At 40.4% G+C, this 13,154-nt stretch carries 10 protein-coding genes and 1 pseudogene; 6 read left to right on the top strand and 5 right to left on the bottom strand.

Translation table 11 applies throughout. The features are described 5' to 3' along the window. The first annotated feature begins 507 nt into the window (after positions 1 to 507). The gene (gene ssb, locus F908_RS02055; RefSeq protein ID WP_005156670.1) at positions 508 to 834 is read left to right on the top strand and encodes a single-stranded DNA-binding protein; all 327 of its coding nucleotides are present in this window, start codon (positions 508 to 510) and stop codon (positions 832 to 834) included. A 941-nt stretch (positions 835 to 1,775) separates the two neighbouring features. Here ssb and F908_RS15855 read toward each other — a convergent pair. Further along, positions 1,776 to 1,946 carry a hypothetical protein gene (locus F908_RS15855; protein WP_005156665.1) on the bottom strand — a complete coding sequence of 57 codons (171 nt, stop codon included), beginning with the start codon at positions 1,944 to 1,946 and terminating at the stop codon, positions 1,776 to 1,778. Positions 1,947 to 2,624: 678 nt separating this feature from the next. Between F908_RS15855 and F908_RS02050 the strand changes: the two genes are divergently transcribed. Beyond that, positions 2,625 to 3,884 carry an OmpP1/FadL family transporter gene (locus F908_RS02050; RefSeq protein WP_034602548.1) on the top strand — a complete coding sequence of 420 codons (1,260 nt, stop codon included), beginning with the start codon at positions 2,625 to 2,627 and terminating at the stop codon, positions 3,882 to 3,884. A 60-nt stretch (positions 3,885 to 3,944) separates the two neighbouring features. Here the strand turns inward: F908_RS02050 and F908_RS02045 are convergent, their stop codons facing one another. The 3 genes from F908_RS02045 to ompR all read right to left on the bottom strand — a co-directional run bounded on the left by F908_RS02045 (position 3,945) and on the right by ompR (position 7,852). After that, positions 3,945 to 5,459, bottom strand: coding sequence for an acetyl-CoA hydrolase/transferase family protein (locus F908_RS02045; RefSeq protein WP_004660065.1), 1,515 nt, complete (start codon positions 5,457 to 5,459; stop codon positions 3,945 to 3,947). A gap of 147 nt (positions 5,460 to 5,606) precedes the next feature. Beyond that, the gene (locus F908_RS02040; RefSeq protein ID WP_005156660.1) at positions 5,607 to 7,070 is read right to left on the bottom strand and encodes an ATP-binding protein; all 1,464 of its coding nucleotides are present in this window, start codon (positions 7,068 to 7,070) and stop codon (positions 5,607 to 5,609) included. Between the two features lie 17 nt (positions 7,071 to 7,087). Then, positions 7,088 to 7,852 (bottom strand): osmolarity response regulator transcription factor OmpR, encoded by a 765-nt coding sequence (gene ompR / locus F908_RS02035; protein ID WP_004657337.1) that lies wholly within the window; start codon positions 7,850 to 7,852, stop codon positions 7,088 to 7,090. A gap of 339 nt (positions 7,853 to 8,191) precedes the next feature. Between ompR and F908_RS02030 the strand changes: the two genes are divergently transcribed. The 4 genes and pseudogenes from F908_RS02030 to F908_RS02015 all read left to right on the top strand — a co-directional run. Then, positions 8,192 to 10,549, top strand: a complete 2,358-nt coding sequence (locus F908_RS02030) for a Tex family protein (RefSeq protein ID WP_005156657.1) — start codon at positions 8,192 to 8,194, stop codon at positions 10,547 to 10,549. A 128-nt stretch (positions 10,550 to 10,677) separates the two neighbouring features. Next, positions 10,678 to 11,385 (top strand): AzlC family ABC transporter permease, encoded by a 708-nt coding sequence (locus F908_RS02025; RefSeq protein ID WP_005156655.1) that lies wholly within the window; start codon positions 10,678 to 10,680, stop codon positions 11,383 to 11,385. Further along, complete coding sequence (locus F908_RS02020) at positions 11,382 to 11,699, top strand: AzlD domain-containing protein (protein WP_005156654.1); 318 nt, start codon at positions 11,382 to 11,384, stop codon at positions 11,697 to 11,699. Before F908_RS02025 ends, F908_RS02020 begins: the two co-directional genes overlap by 4 nt. A 37-nt stretch (positions 11,700 to 11,736) precedes the next feature. Next, positions 11,737 to 12,162 (top strand): annotated as a pseudogene (locus tag F908_RS02015) (NAD-dependent epimerase); the annotation flags it as partial. Between the two features lie 57 nt (positions 12,163 to 12,219). Here the strand turns inward: F908_RS02015 and F908_RS02010 are convergent. Continuing rightward, entirely contained in the window at positions 12,220 to 13,107 is an 888-nt protein-coding gene (locus tag F908_RS02010; RefSeq protein WP_005156652.1) for an SDR family NAD(P)-dependent oxidoreductase, read from the bottom strand. Between the last annotated feature and the right edge of the window lie 47 nt (positions 13,108 to 13,154).

Raw genomic sequence — 13,154 nt, 5'->3', positions numbered from 1 at the left:
ATCAATGAAGCCACCGCCAAAAAGGTACTTAAAGCAAATGGATGGCTTGAGTGTGAGGATGGACGCTATACCAAGCGTGTTAGATCAAACCTCCCTGATGGTACACGCCCGACATTGATGCACTTTAAGATTGGTGCAATACAAACCTTTAATGCTGAATCCTGAAAATATGGTTTTGCATTGTGACAACTGTGACATGATGCTATTTATTGTATGTAATGTACTGTTATATATAGTAATTATTATGTCACAGTTAATCATTTTAGGTATTAATTATAGTGTGACATGACTGTGACAACTGTGACAACTGTGACAGGATTTGAGTTAAATCTATTATGTCACAGTTAGACTGTCACAATGTCACACTGATTTTATCTTGTTAAATACCTTGATTGTGACAAAAATAAATCTATAACTATATGTAATAAATAGGATTATTTAAATCTGTCACAGTTGTCACACTTGTCACAGTAAAAAAAGCACATACAGCGAGATAGAGATAAACCAATGCCAAACGTGAACAAAGTAATTTTAATGGGTGTACTAGGTCGTGACCCTGAAACTAAGAATTTTCCCAACGGCGGTAGCGTTACGACATTCAGCGTTGCAACTACCGACCACTGGAAAGACAAGACCACTGGAGAGCGCAAAGAAGCGACAGAATGGCACAGAATCACCACCAGCAACCGATTGGCAGAGATTGCGAGTAAGTATCTCAAGAAAGGTGGAAAGGTTTATATCGAGGGCTCATTGCGTACAAGGAAGTGGAAAGACCAAAGTGGTGCAGATCGGGAAGTCACAGAGATAAAGGCAGATGTTTTGCAATTGCTTTAAAAATATAGCTCGTCTTTTTTGACGAGCTTTTATTATCTGAATGGTCAAGATAATCATGCAGATTCAACTATCATGGAAATCGTGACAATAGAATAAACAGCTTTAGATTCATGCAGCCTGATTAGATAAAAACGCCTCTTTCATAGGGTGAGTTTCGCAAAAAGTATCTCTTTCATAGGGTTTGTTTCTCAAAAGCATAAATGGAGTGATTACACCCCCTATGGTTTACCTCTATTTTGAGGGAAACCCATTCCAACAAGATAATCTTACTGTGCAACAAAGCAGCCTTTTTTATAGGAGTGCAAGTGTATAGCGTGATGGTTGGGTACGTGATTTATTCGCAAAGATTAAGCAAGTCAGATGACTTGGTTACCAAAAGTTTAGTTACCAACGAAGTTACCAATGAAGTTACACCGTTATGGCTCTTTTTATAGACGGGAAATTGAACCGTTTTTTATCTTTCATAGGATTGTTTCGCAAATGATGAAGCACACTGGGAATGACCATAAGAATATTAAACGTAACGTTTTGTCATGTTTTGAGCTTAGGATTACTTAGCAACTACTACGGAAAACTCATGTTCTGACAGTCTGATAAGTTGGTACGCAAAGAACAAGTACGCAGTGAAGTGCGCACCCAAAACACTATTTTAAAAAAATGACACGGTTTTGAATAACAGGTTTTGACAGGTTATCAATGTCAAGTTTTGACAAGTCCGAGCAGCAATTGAGATGCAGTATTTTGCAGTAGTCCAAACCATAACAATTGATAACAAACATGCCGTAATCATGCCGTAATGAAAGTGGGGTTTTGTGGGGTTCAAAGCGTTTTGAATATCAACAATTGTTAACAGGTGCAGCGTTTTGAATACTAGGTTTTATAAGGTTTTGTATTTTTGAAACTGAAGTTTCATGAAGTAGGACAGCGTAAAATTGCGTTGATTAAATCCTTGTTTTATAAGGTAAACGCAAAATTGCGCTCAGTAATGAACTACGAACTTTCGCACAGTCACCAGTACCGATACCTAAAATATGGGCATCCCTTAACTTTCTCCAGTGCGTAAAGTTGAGTTTCGCAACAACTACGCGCGCGCACGCGAGGGATATATTCATTGTGGTTTTGACCTTTAAAATCCCAATAGAGTTATAGTGTGATTATTCGGGCGGTTTACTGCTACAAATAGCCTGAACATATGATTACCCCCCCCCACTGGGGGATATGCTCAAATTTGAGCGCATCTAAACAACCAAGCTACTTAATCAGCCACTTGGACGGCTAAGTTAATTTAGGATTACGTTATCGTTTCGGTAATCACCGAAAACCATGCAAGTGACCAGCTCAAAGATAGTTAGTGAGTATCTTTAAGCTACTCGCAAAGGATAAGATTCTAAATCTAATCCCACCTAAGCCACCAGTAAGGGGAACAGATCAAATATTTAGGTTTTGCGTTCCACCAAAAAGAGGAAGCGAAAAAATAATTTATTGCTCAAAAATAGGGGGTACTTTTGCGTATTGTTGGTATTTTTGTTGGTATAAATGAAATCGTAAAACATAAAAGCCTTGCTGCATAATGGTTACAGGCTTCAATTCGGTTGAGGGTCCCCCACCATATTCAAAAAGCCCTAAACTCAAGTTTAGGGCTTTTTTTATGCATGAAGCAAAATGGGATGTGTTTTGATCAAAAAACCTGTTTATGAATAAAAAGAATATGCTTCTCAAATTAACTTAGTTATCTGAATAAAAGAAAAACAATATGCTTATACATATATTATTTTTACTGAAGATAAGTTATGCAAAAGTTGCTTGGGTTTACACTTCCTACATTATTTTTATCCGCTTTATCGTCATCAGTATTCGCGACAACAGGTTATTTTATGCATGGCTATGGGGTTAAAGCCCAAGGCGCTGCTGGGGCTTCTATTGCGGCATTTAATGATGCTCTGATCATTGCGAATAATCCTTCTGGATTGGCTTGGTTAGACAGTCGTGTCGATATTGGCGCGACTATATTTAACCCTAAGCGTTCTGCTGAAATTGAGGGGAATTTGGCAGGTGCCAACGGTCATTACAGTGGCAATGGACGTGAATATTTTGTTCTACCTGAATTTGCGGTCAATAAGAAAGTAAATGATACGGTTGCTTTGGGTTTAGCGATTTATGGTAACGGCGGTATGAATACCTCCTACAAGAAAAATCCGTATGCAGCTTTTGGAAATACAGGTGAAGCAGGGGTGGATTTAGCGCAGATTTTTATTTCTCCATCTGTAGCTTGGCGTTATAGCGAAAATCAATCCATCGGTGTTGCGACCAACATTCTTTATCAACGATTTGAAGCTAAAGGAATTTCAGGTTTTGCACCATTTTCTGTTGATGGGCAAAAACTGAGTAATAATGGTAAGGACTCTGCTACAGGCATAGGCGTTAAAGTCGGCTGGAGTGCCAAGCTAAATGATGTCGTAACTGTTGGTGCAAATTACTCTTCAAAAATTAAATCGGACAAATTTGATCAATATCGTGGTTTATTTGCACAAGCAGGAGGTTTTGATGTGCCGGAGAGCTATGGCGTAGGAGCCGCTTTTCAATTGACGCCTGCATTAACTGTATTAACCGATATAGCGCGTATTAATTATTCTGATGTAGATTCAGTTGGGAATCCTTTTAGTCTAGCTTCGGTGATGGCGGGTAATGGTTTCGGTTCAGAAAAAGGTCAGGGTTTTGGTTGGAAAGATATCAACGTTTACAAGATTGGTGCGGCATATCAAGTTAATCCAAGAGTGACGATAAGAGCTGGATATAGCCATAATGATCAGCCAATTCCCCAAGATCAAACCTTCTTGAATATTCTTGCACCTGGCGTAATTCAAGATCATCTCAGCGTGGGGGCGACGTGGATTATTGATCGTGCACAGGAGCTTAGTGTCGCATATACCTATGGCTTGAAAGAAACCGTAAAAGGAAGTCAATCTATTCCTTTGAACTTTGGCGGTGGTGAAGCTAATCTTGAAATGGATCAGCATATTTTAGGTGTTTCATATGGTCTGAAATTCTGATCAAAACGAAAAAGGCTGAATCAAATAGATTCAGCCTTTTTAAAGATGTGAAGCAAAAGATTAAGCGGTTTTTGCTAATTTTTCGTTTGCTAACATATGACCCGTTTCTTCGAAGTTCGCATGCCATGACAGTGCTTCACGAAGAATATGAGGTGTATGGCCACCGCGCTCGCAGGCACGATCAAAATAGTCATTTAAGGCAGCTTGATAAAGCGGGTGTACACAGTTGTCAATAATCACACGTGCGCGCTCACGAGGTGCTAAGCCACGTAAATCTGCTAAACCAACTTCAGTTACCAGAATGTCAACATCATGCTCATTATGATCAACGTGGCTTACCATTGGTACGATTGATGAAATATCACCACCTTTTGCGATTGACTTGGTAACAAAGATTGCAAGGTGAGCATTACGCGCAAAATCACCTGAACCGCCGATACCATTCATCATTTTTGTACCGCAAACATGCGTAGAATTCACGTTGCCGTAAATATCGAACTCGAGTGCTGTATTAATTCCAATAATACCTAAACGACGTACGATTTCAGGGTGGTTAGAAATTTCTTGTGGGCGTAATACTAATTTATCTTTGTAGTGTTCAAGATTGCCAAATACGCGTTCACCACATTGTGCAGATAGCGTAATTGAGCTACCAGAAGCAAATTTCATTTTGCCAGCATCAATCAATTCAAAAGTACAGTCTTGTAATACTTCAGAATACATGACCAAATCTTCAAAGTTAGAATCTTTAAGACCAGTCAAAACTGCATTTGCAATTGAGCCAATACCTGCCTGTAAAGGACCTAGGTTTTTCGCTAATCGACCTGCAGCAACTTCTTTTTCAAAAAAAGCGATGAGGTGATTTGCAATCCCTTGAGTTTCATCGTCAGGCGCAGTCACAGTTGAAGGCGAGTCGGCCGTATTATTAAAAACGATGCCTACGATTTTTGCTGGGTCAATTTGGATTGCAGTTGAACCAATACGATCATCGACTTGAGTTAATGGAAGTGGGGTACGTGTTGGACGATATGTTGGAATATAAATATCGTGTAAGCCCTCAAAGTTTTCGCTCAATGAGGTATTAATTTCAACGATTACTTTTTCAGCAAAAATTGCGAAACTTGCAGAGTTGCCTACAGAGGTTGTCGGTACGATATGACCATCTTCTGTAATCGCAACAGCTTCAATCACAGCAATATCTGGACGTTTAAGCTGTTGATTACGCATTTGCTCAACAGTTTCAGACAAATGTTGGTCGATAAACATTACTTCACCATTATTAATGGCGCGACGTAAAGTATTGTCAACTTGGAATGGCATACGACGAGCAAGTACACCTGCTTCCGTCAATTGTTTGTCTAAGTCATTCCCTAGGCTTGCACCCGTAATTAATGTGATTTTTAACGGATTTTTTTTAGCTTGTTCGACCAATGCTTGTGGCACAGCTTTCGCTTCTCCAGCACGAGTAAAACCACTCATACCAACCGTCATATCATTTTCAATAAAGCGAGCAGCCTGTTCAGCGCTCATCACTTTGTCATGTAGGGTAGCAAGGCGAATACGACTTAAAGACATGATCCATTCTCAATATACTTCTTAGTTAGATATGGATTTTAGCGTTAAAACTTGAAAAGGGAATTGGACTACGGCTAAGGTCTAATATGTGAAATGCGTGATACTTTTTCAGAGATAAAAAGAGTTATTTTTCCAGCATGAATTGTTCTAAAAATGTTCAGTTATGCTCTGTTTAATTTTATCAATTGCATTCGTTTGAGATTCTTCAAGATTTTCATGGTTGAGTGGAAGTGAAATCACCACTTCTAAACCGCCTTGCTCTCGGTTGCGGATGTTGATCTGTCCCTGATGAATGTCAACAATACGTTTTACAATGGCTAAGCCGAGGCCACTTCCTTGAATCGTGCGTGCTGAATTACCACGAACAAAGGGTTGCATGAGTTCTTCCACTTGATCGGGTGGAATACCTTCACCATGATCAGCGACGGTAATCAGAATATGATCATCTACATGGCTTGCCGATAATTCAATTGGTTCTGCGCCATAACGTTTGGCGTTGTTGACTAAATTTGCAATCAAACGTTTTAAAGATAGGCTTCGGGCAGGAATGATAGGTAACTCTTGTGCTTCAAAACGAATATCTAAGGGCTTAAATTGTACAGCGACTTCTTGAAGCAATGTATTAATATTGGTTTGTGATAGTTCTTCATCAGATCCATCTCGCATATACGAAATAAATTGATTCAGGATCGCATCCATATCATCTACATCATAAATTAGACCTTCGCGGAAAAACTCATCTGGGAGCATTTCTGCGGTCAGGCGGATACGCGTCAGTGGCGTGCGTAAGTCGTGTGAAATACCTGCCAACATGATTTGGCGATCACGTTCGGTTTGTTCCAGTGTATACACCATATGGTTAAAGGCTTGATTGACCTGACGGATTTCCAGTGGCCCGTGGTTGGTGTCCAGATAGGGGGCCTTGCCCGTTTTACTGTAGTTGTTGGCGGCATTCTGTAGGCGGCGCAAGGGACGGTTCATCTGCCGCACCAGAATCAGGATAATAATGGAGGACAGGATCGGCACACCAAATAGCCATGCTGCAATCAGTTCAACACTGTAGTTGGTGTAGGTCTTGAGGGGTTCCCTGACCCAGTTGCCATGCATCTCAGGCGTTTGAATCCAAATACGTGGTATCGGTTTGAATTTAAAATATACAGTAACGTTATCAGCGTTATCGACTCCTAGTTCTTTCGCAAGTTTGGTTTCGATTTGGTTGGTAAATAACTCGGCTAAGAATTTATCTTCAATTTTTGGAAATTCTTTGGGGTCAGTGATGTATTCAATACCAATACGGTTTTTAAGCCATGTGTCGATATCGACTTCGGTATCGCGGTGTAGGATGCGAATGTCAGGATTGTTGACCAGTTCCAGCTCAATGGCGAGATAACGCGCATGTTGTTGTAATTCTGGTAAATATAAAGTTCGCCAAAAGAACCACAAGGACATAAACAAGCTAAAAACGACCGTGAACAATACCAAGATCGTGGTACGCATGGCCGCAGAACGTGGTTTAATTTTATCTAAAAAACGTTCCCATTTTGTTCGCGGTCTTTCTGAATAGGTCGCGAAATCTGTAAATGCTTGTGGATCAATTGGTTCAAGTTTCAATGAAGAATTTCCTAAGATTACTCTGCACCATCTGGAACAAATACGTAACCTACACCCCAAACCGTTTGAATATAACGGGCACGCGCAGGATTATCTTCGATTAAACGACGTAAACGAGAGACTTGGACATCAATCGAGCGCTCCATAGCACCCCATTCACGACCACGTGCCAAATTCATCAATTTATCACGAGTTAAAGGTTCGCGAGGGTGCTGAACCAAAGCTTTTAATACTGCAAATTCACCTGTCGTTAACGTGACCACCTGACCTTCACGCGTTAAAGTGCGTGTAGAAAGGTCGAGCGACCAAGGACCAAAGCTCACCACTTCCACTTGTTGGCTTGGCGCACCTGGTACTTCACGGACTTGGCGACGTAAAACGGCACGAATTCGTGCTAATAGCTCATTTGGGTTGAATGGTTTTGGTAAATAATCATCTGCACCCGCTTCAAGGCCCGCAATACGGTCAGAATCGCTACCACGCGCTGTCAGCATAATAATGGGTGTATCGATATTAGATTGACGTAAACGACGGCAAATACTTAAACCATCTTCTACTGGGAGCATAAAATCGAGCACGATCAGCGAGAACAATTCACGTTGCAGTAAACGGTCCATTTGGGTTGCATCATGGGCAGTTTTTACCACAAAGCCTTTATCTTCTAAAAAGCGTTGTAATAGGGTACGCAGACGCACATCATCATCGACCACTAAGATGCGTTCGACCCGGTCTGTCTCATGGTGTACAGTTTCCGTCGATTCGGCAGGTACAACTAAACTCATGATGTGCTCCTTTATCGTTTATTGTCATCGTCTTTATGCAATGCGATTGTGAAATATCAATAGACCTTTGAGTATACGATTCATTGCACAGTTTTGGCTATGTTATAAAGCAACAAATATTGCCAATAAAATCAAGAGATAGATACCAAATGTATACAGGTAAAATTATGACAATCGATCTATTTTTCAATATTTAGGCGAAAAATTCTTAGTATTTTATAAGTATTTATCAATTAGCATAATCTACTCTAAAAATATTCAAAAAAACAATAGTGGATTTTATAGTCACGGACTTTATAATCAGTGCTTTTAGACTTAACCCTTGTGGAATCAATCACGATGACTGACTTAGTTCAGCAGTTGGCAAATGAACTTGCCGTACGTCCAAACCAAGTAGAAGCTGCTATTCGTTTAATTGATGAAGGCGCTAGCGTTCCTTTTATTGCACGTTACCGTAAAGAAGTCACGCAGGGCTTAGACGATACGCAATTACGCCAACTCGACACACGTTTAACTTATCTACGTGATTTATACGAGCGTCGTGAAAAGGTGATTCAATCTTTACAAGAACAAGATAAATTAAGTGATGATTTATTGGCGCGTGTGAATGCAGCAGAAACTAAAAATGCATTAGAAGAAATTTATGCACCGTACCGTCCAAAACGCACAAGCAAATCTTTAAAAGCGAAAGAAGCAGGTTTAGGGCCGATTGCAGAAAAGATTTTTGCTGAACAAGTTGATCCGACTGAAGCATTATCAGGCTTCAGCCATGAAGATTATCCAGATGTCGAAAGCCAACTTGATGCAATTCAGCACATCTTGATTGATGACTGGGCACAAAATATTGGATTAACTACTGAATTAAAACAAATTTTCTCTAAAACAGCAGTTCTTAAGAGCGCAGTTGCTTCTGAAGAGAAAAAAGAAGTCGGTAAAAAATTCCGTGATTATTTTGAGTTTTCTGAAAACCTAAATAAATTACCTTCGCATCGTTTATTGGCGATGTTACGTGGTCGTCAAGAAAATGTATTGGGTTTAAAAGTAGACGGCGAAGATGATACGCCGTTAGCTCGTATTGAAACTGAATATAATCTTGATCAAATTCAGCCTCAAAGCCGTCAAGATTATTTAAAACAAACTGCAAAATTATTTTGGCTTGGTAAGATTCGTCCGCAAATCGAACATTCGTTATTGACTGATAAGCGCTTAGCTGCTGAAGCTGAAGCAATGGATGTGTTTGCTGAAAATTTACGTCATTTACTCCTTTCTGCACCAGCAGGTGGACGTGTTACTTTAGGTGTTGATCCTGGTATCCGTACAGGCGTAAAGCTTGCGGTTGTGAGTGATGCAGGCGATGTTCTAGCACATAGTACGATTTACCCGTTTGCACCGAAAGAAGATAAACAAGGTTCAATTGCTGAGTTAGCTCGTTTATGCAGAGAGTTCCACGTGGAACTTATTGCGATTGGTAATGGAACAGCAAGCCGTGAAACAGAAGCTGTTGTTGCTGAAATGATGGCGGCAAATACGGATCTGAAATTAACACGTATCACTGTAAGTGAAGCAGGCGCATCTGTTTATTCTGCAAGTGAACTTGCTTCTCAAGAATTACCAGAGCTTGATGTTTCAATTCGTGGCGCGGTTTCAATTGCGCGCCGTTTACAAGATCCATTGGCTGAACTTGTGAAGATTGATCCGAAATCCATTGGTGTGGGTCAATATCAGCATGATGTGAATCAAACTGGTTTAGCAAAAACATTAGATGCTGTGGTTGAAGACTGTGTGAATGCAGTTGGCGTAGATGTAAATACCGCATCTCCAGCGATCTTGGCATATATTGCAGGTTTAAATAAATCGATTGCGCAGCAAATCGTTGAATATCGTAAAGAACATGGTCGTTTCGATAACCGTCAAGCCTTGAAAAAAGTGCCACGTTTAGGTGAGCGTACTTTTGAACAATCAGCAGGCTTCTTACGTGTTCAAAATGGTTCTGAGCCATTGGATGCATCAGCGGTTCACCCAGAAAGTTATGGCGTGGTTGAAAAGATTGTTGCAGCAAAAGCCACAACAGTAAAAGACATTATTGGTAATACTGAAATTATTCGCCAAGTCAAAGCAGATGAGTTTGTCGATGACAAGTTTGGTTTGCCAACGATTCAAGATATTTTAGCTGAACTTGAAAAGCCTGCTCGTGATCCACGTCCAGAGTTTCGTACTGCCAAGTTCCGTGAAGATATTACGGAAGTTGCGCAACTCACTGAAGGCATGCAGCTCGAAGGTGTAGTGACCAATGTGACCAACTTTGGCGCGTTCGTAGATGTGGGTGTGCATCAAGATGGTTTAGTGCATATCTCTGAACTTGCAAATGAATTTGTTTCTGATCCACATAAAGTGGTGAAACCAGGTCAAATTGTGCAAGTACGTGTGATGCAAGTTGATGTGGAACGTAATCGTGTGAACTTAAGTATGCGTGCAGAAGGTTCTGCACCTGCTAAAGCGCCACGCCAACAACAGCGCCCACAGCAAGAACGAACTGAACGTTCAGAGCGTAAGCCTCAAGGTCAACGTCCGCCACGTAAAGAAGGTGACTTTAAGCGTCCACAAAATAACAAGCCAAAAACTGAAAAACCACAAGAGCAAAAAATCGGTGGTTTAGGTGCGTTGTTATTACAAGCAGGGATTAAAGGTTCTAAATAACCTAATTTAATCTACTTACAAAACCTTCCTTCGGGGAGGTTTTTTACATTCAAAATAGATGATTTTTCCGCTTTTTATGTTGAACTTTATTATAATTCCTCAGTTCCCAACGCAAACTTGTTGTTCTTATGTCCCCAGATTCTACTGAAAATCTTTCTTCCCCCCAGCATGCTTTTTTACAAGGAGTGATCAAAATACTGCCGCTATGTTTCGCGGTATTGCCGTGGGGCTTGCTGGCAGGCTCAATGGCGATTCAGGCTGGCCTGACCACTGGGCAAGCCATAGGAATGTCTGCATTGGTTTTTGCTGGTGCAGCGCAGTTGATGACACTGGGTTTGGTTATGGCGGGTACACCTGCACTCACCATTATCATTTCAGTATTTTTGATTACCACACAGCATTATTTGTATGCTCTATATTTTCGTGAAGAAATTGCCAGACTGCCATTAAAACAGCGTTTGTTATTTGGTTTTTTGCTGACTGATGAATTGTTTGCTGTTGGTATTCATAAGCGTGAATATTATATTTATTTTTTGCTTGGGGCTGGCAGTTTTTTCTATTTGGCTTGGGTATTGTTTAGTATAGGCGGTATTGTGTTGGCTTCCTCTCTGCCAAATTTAGATCAATATCATCTCGATTTTTCCATTGTTGCAACCTTTATTGCCATTGTGATTCCCTTTATTAAAAACCTGAATACGTTGGTGGGTGTACTGGTTTCGGTGCTTTTAACCGTTGTTTTTCTAAGTCTGGGCATTAAAAGTGCCGCAATCATGGCAGGTGTAATTGGTATGTTGACCGCAACCTGCCTACAGAATATTCGGGAGCGTACAGCATGAGTTGGTTTCTCCTGATTATTCTGGCAATTGTGGTGTTTATGAATCGCTATATCTTGCTTGAACCTAATCTTCCTTTGCGTTTACCCAAATGGTTTCAGCAGTCTTTGCAATATTCTGCACCGTGTTTACTGACGGCAATTGCGACTCCGATTGTGTTTATGGATGAGCAGGGGGCATTTCGTTCGACTTTACTGAATCCGTATTTTCTGGCCACGATTGTAACCATTGTGATTGCGTATAATGTTAGACATACCTTGTTGACGATTATTCTGAGTTTGGCGTGTTTTTATGGATTGGTGTTCTGGTTGAATTAGTTAAATTAAAAGATTGGGAGCATATAGATTATGCTCTAAAATGAGAGCAATTCCTGCAACACCAAAACATTATCTGCCTTTGGTGAGCGTAGATGATCTATGCAAAGTGATGGTGCGAGCTGCAACAGATTCAGGTTTAGTGGGCCAGTCCTTATTAGTTGCCCCAGAGCAGAACATTCCTTTGTCTGAATTGACGAAAATGATTGCTCAACAATTCAATGTCTCTGCACCGAAACAACATGTGCCGCTGGCTATTTTACGATTAATTTTGAAATGGACATGGTTGGCAAATCAATTAGAAATGTCGGCTGAGATGTTAAGTTTTTTGAGGACTGAACAACTGGATTTAGAACCGCTTAAACAATTTAGACAGCGTTGGGATATACAGACAGGGGATTTAGCGGATGCCATTACAAAAACAACAGATTGGATGAAACAAACAACATCCACACAAATTATTTAAATCATAAAAAAACAGCGTATCTAGAGATACGCTGTTTTTAAAATCGGAATCACAAGATTACCAGTGTTCACCTGGGAACAAGCGCGCATAGGCACGTTGTACAAGATTTAATTTCTCTTGCTCACCGATAGATGCTGTAGAGCTTGGGAATAAGTTAAAGCCGATAGACATCAAAATATTATTTACATCTGGTGCAATCGCATAAGTAATTGATGCGAGACGACCTAAGTTGGTAGCAATCTTTTTCGGACGTTTCACAATCGCATAAGCAATCAAGTCTGCTGCTTGTTCAGGAGAAAGCGTCGGTACATATTTATAGATTTTAGTTGGTGCAATCATTGGGGTACGCACTAACGGCATATAAATCGAAGTGATTGCAATTTTGTGTGAGTGAACTTCAGCAGATAAACAACGGCTAAATGCATCCAGTGCTGCTTTAGACGCTACATAAGCTGAGAAGCGAGTTGCATTTGCAAGTACGCCAATTGAGCTGATGTTAATGATTTGACCGTCTTTACGTTGCATCATGTGTGGCAAGATATTCAATACCAAACGTACTGCACCGAAGTAATTTAATTGCATTGTACGTTCGAAATCATGGAAACGATCAACAGACTCATGTACAGCACGACGAATTGAACGACCTGCGTTATTCACTAAAATATCGATGTGATCAACAGCAGCTAAAATTTCTTTTGAAACTGCATCAATTGATTCCATGTCGTTAAGGTCACATGGAAAAACAGAAGCTTTTCCACCCTCAGCTTCAATCTCAGCTTTGACTTCATCTAATTTTTCTTTAGTACGAGCAAGCAACAAGACATGAGCGCCAGCTTGAGCAAGATATTTTGAAACTGTTAAACCAATACCACTTGATGCACCAGTAACAATGATTGTTTTACCGTCGACTTTTTGTTGAAAAAGTTTTTTAAGTTTTGCGTTCATGTACGTGTCCTACATTAATCAAGCTGTTGTTTGCATTGCCGTCATGG

The sequence above is a fragment of the Acinetobacter sp. NIPH 284 genome, assembly GCF_000369425.1.
GTDB lineage: Bacteria > Pseudomonadota > Gammaproteobacteria > Pseudomonadales > Moraxellaceae > Acinetobacter.
The sequence above is the reverse complement of the archived record's forward strand: the minus strand, read 5'-3'. Positions and strand labels throughout refer to the sequence as shown.

Excerpts from the sequence above, each read along its gene's own strand:
- ompR (WP_004657337.1), bottom strand. The coding sequence starts at position 7,852 with ATGAGTTTAGTTGTACCTGCCGAATCGACGGAAACTGTACACCATGAG.
- F908_RS02050 (WP_034602548.1), top strand. The coding sequence starts at position 2,625 with ATGCAAAAGTTGCTTGGGTTTACACTTCCTACATTATTTTTATCCGCT.
- F908_RS02045 (WP_004660065.1), bottom strand. The coding sequence starts at position 5,459 with ATGTCTTTAAGTCGTATTCGCCTTGCTACCCTACATGACAAAGTGATG.
- F908_RS02010 (WP_005156652.1), bottom strand. The coding sequence starts at position 13,107 with ATGAACGCAAAACTTAAAAAACTTTTTCAACAAAAAGTCGACGGTAAA.
- ssb (WP_005156670.1), top strand. The coding sequence starts at position 508 with ATGCCAAACGTGAACAAAGTAATTTTAATGGGTGTACTAGGTCGTGAC.
- F908_RS02025 (WP_005156655.1), top strand. The coding sequence starts at position 10,678 with ATGTCCCCAGATTCTACTGAAAATCTTTCTTCCCCCCAGCATGCTTTT.
- F908_RS02030 (WP_005156657.1), top strand. The coding sequence starts at position 8,192 with ATGACTGACTTAGTTCAGCAGTTGGCAAATGAACTTGCCGTACGTCCA.
- F908_RS15855 (WP_005156665.1), bottom strand. The coding sequence starts at position 1,946 with ATGAATATATCCCTCGCGTGCGCGCGCGTAGTTGTTGCGAAACTCAAC.
- F908_RS02020 (WP_005156654.1), top strand. The coding sequence starts at position 11,382 with ATGAGTTGGTTTCTCCTGATTATTCTGGCAATTGTGGTGTTTATGAAT.